General features: G+C 71.6%; 3 protein-coding genes and 1 tRNA gene. 2 read left to right on the plus strand and 2 right to left on the minus strand.

Going from position 1 to position 2736, the window contains the following annotated elements; translation table 11 throughout:
* Nucleotides 1-548: DUF3662 domain-containing protein (locus A3CO_RS0117020; RefSeq protein ID WP_018333444.1), on the minus strand; the 548-nt coding region annotated here is incomplete at its 3' end.
* 177 nt (nt 549-725) lie between these two features.
* Between A3CO_RS0117020 and A3CO_RS0117025 the strand changes: the two genes are divergently transcribed.
* Nucleotides 726-808, plus strand: a tRNA-Leu gene (locus tag A3CO_RS0117025).
* Nucleotides 809-921: 113 nt separating this feature from the next.
* The gene (locus A3CO_RS32800) at nt 922-1956 is read left to right on the plus strand and encodes a glycoside hydrolase family 183 protein (RefSeq protein WP_018333445.1); all 1035 of its coding nucleotides are present in this window, start codon (nt 922-924) and stop codon (nt 1954-1956) included.
* 105 nt (nt 1957-2061) lie between these two features.
* Here A3CO_RS32800 and A3CO_RS32805 read toward each other — a convergent pair.
* Nucleotides 2062-2736, minus strand: a 675-nt coding sequence (locus A3CO_RS32805) for a dTDP-glucose 4,6-dehydratase (RefSeq protein WP_018333446.1), incomplete at its 5' end; no start/stop codon positions are given.

Raw genomic sequence — 2736 nt, forward strand, 5'->3', positions numbered from 1 at the left:
CCCTGCTGCGGGTAGCCCTGCTGCTGGCCGTACGGGTCCTGCCCGTAGCCCTGCTGCTGCGGGTGACCCTGCTGGCCGTAGCCGCGCTGGTCCTGCTCCTCCGGGTACCGACCGGGTGCCTGGCTCATGGGGTGCTCTCCTGCGGATCGGGGGCTCGCGGTCCGCTGCCGCGACGCGTCGGGGTCAACGGACGACTTGGTGCGGAACTGTCCCGTGTGCAGCGCGTCGGAACGCTCCAGAGAGACTACGACCTCACCGTATGTCTCCCACCCGCCCTCTGTGAGGTGCTCTTCCACGCAGTCGATCAGCGAGTGGGTGATGGTCTCTTCGTCCCCTGCCAACCGATCGTGATCGGCAGGACTGAGCACCACCGTGTAGTGGTTGGGCGCCAGCTGACGCCCACCGGCCAAGACTCGCACGTTGTCCTCCGCCTCCCGGCGGAGGGCCTGTGCGATCTCCTGGGGAACGACCTTGCCGCCGAAGACCCGCGCGAAGGTGTCACCCACGATTCCCTCGAGCTTGCGCTCGAAGCGCTGTGCGCGCCCCACCCGCGATCCCTCCTCCGGTTCGCTCGTCCGAGGTGTTCCGTCCGCCCGGAGTGTCGCCACACCGCGCGGACCCCTCGATGGTATCGGTCGCGCAACAACCTTCGTTGACCTCCTTCGGGGTGGGGTTCTCGGGGGGTGCTAGGGTCTCCCACGTCGATCACGGATCGGCACCACTCGGGGCGAGTGGCGGAATGGCAGACGCGCACGGTTCAGGTCCGTGTATCCGGAAGGATGTGGGGGTTCAACTCCCCCCTCGCCCACACTCCGCTTCTCTTCTGAGTCGCTCTCGCGGCCGCCACCGGTGTGCTCCTCCCACCCCTCGGTCCGTCTTCCCGACGCCGGGTGTCCGGCGGATCGCTGGCAGGCTGCGGCCATGCCGCTCGCACGTAAGGTCTGCGACCTCACCGGCCCCGGGATCACCGACCGCTTCGGCGTCGGCGGCACCGACCTCGGAGCCACCGTCCGCGCGCCGGACGGTCGCCTGGTCTCGGTGTTCGGTGACACGTTCGAGATCGCCGGGGTCGGCGGCCCCGGCTGGCGGTCCCCGGTGGTGCTCTTCGCCGACCCGGCGTCGGTGGACACCGGACTGCGGTGGACCGGCTGCGCCGGCGAGGACGGCTACGCGCAGCAGGTCGTCGGCTACCGCCACCGGGGCCTGCGGCGGATGGGCTCCTCGATGCTGTCGCTGCGCCGCATCTCCACGGTGCTGCCGACGGACATGATCACGCTCGGGGACGACGTGTGGCTGCACGTCATGGCCTGCCGCGAGCTCGGCCACCCGCGTGCGACGGAACTGCACCGCTCCCGCGACTCGGGCGAGACCTGGGAGCCGGCCGGGGTCCGCTGGCCGGGCGACCACCACGGCGGGCTGTTCCAGATGCTCACCTGGGAGACCGACGGCACCTGGGTCCACGCGTTCACCACGGGCTTCCAGCGCGCGCACGGGCTGCTGCTGCACCGGGTCCCCGTCGAGCGCCTCGCCGACCCGACCGCCTGGGAGGGCTGGGGGTGGGACGGCGCGACGTGGGACTGGGGCCGCCCGCCCACCGTGGTGCTGCCGGGCGCCTTCGGCGAGCTGTCGCTGCGTCGCGTGCCCGACGCGACCGGCCGCGAGTGGTGGCTGCTCGTCGTGTTCGACGCCGGGAACTACCGCATCGACGCCCTGCTGCTCGACCACCCGACGGCGAACCTCCACACCGCCCCGCGCACGACCGTCGTCGCCGGCGCCGGCTGGGGCGACGAGGACCACCCGGGCGGGCGGGTCGCCCAGCTCTACGGCGGCTACACGGTGCCGGGCTCGACGCTGGAGGACCTCCACCTCGTCGTCAGCCAGTGGAACACCGGCACCAACTGGCCGTACAAGGCGATGCAGTTCCAGGTGGACGTGTCGGACCTGGTCCCGCGCTGAGCCCCGTCCGGGTTCGCGTCACTGCGCTTCGGACGAGCGGGCCGTTCGTCACGGAAGAGCGTGACGAACGGCCCGTTCGTCCGGACCCGGGGTGCCCTGGAGGGCCTAACGCCCGGTGCCGCTCCAGTCGGCGCCGGCGCCCTCGACGACGGGGGAGCGGCCGAGCAGCGGGCGCCACCAGGCCTCGTTGGCGCGGTACCAGGCGACGGTGTCGGCGATCCCGTCGGTCCACTCGACCGCGGGCGCCCACCCGAGCTCGCTGCGCAGCTTGGAGCTGTCGAGCAGGTAGCGCCGGTCGTGGCTGGGACGGTCCGGGACGATCGTCTTGAGTTCCGGGCCGAGCCCGAGGGCGCCGAGCACGGTGTCGGCGATCCCCTCGATGTCGACCTCGGTGCCCGACCCGACGTTGTAGGTGTCCCCGACCCGCCCGTGGTGTATGACCCGGTCGATCGCGGTGGCGTGGTCGGAGACGTGCAGCCACTCGCGGCGGTTCTTCGTCGAGGCGTAGAGCGGCAGCGGTTCCCCGGCCAGCGCCCGCGTCGTGAACAGCGGGATCACCTTCTCCGGGAACTGGAAGGGCCCGTAGTTGTTCGAGCAGTTGGTGATGGTGACGGGCACGTCGTAGGTCAGCCCGTAGGCACGCACCACGTGGTCCCCGCCGGCCTTGGCGGCGTTGTACGGGGTCCGCGGCAGGTAGGGGGAGTCCTCGGTGAACGCCTCGTCGGCGTCCAGGGAGAGGTCGCCGTAGACCTCGCAGGTCGAGATGTGGTGGAACCGCGA

This window comes from Actinomycetospora chiangmaiensis DSM 45062, assembly GCF_000379625.1.
GTDB classification, from domain to species: domain Bacteria; phylum Actinomycetota; class Actinomycetes; order Mycobacteriales; family Pseudonocardiaceae; genus Actinomycetospora; species Actinomycetospora chiangmaiensis.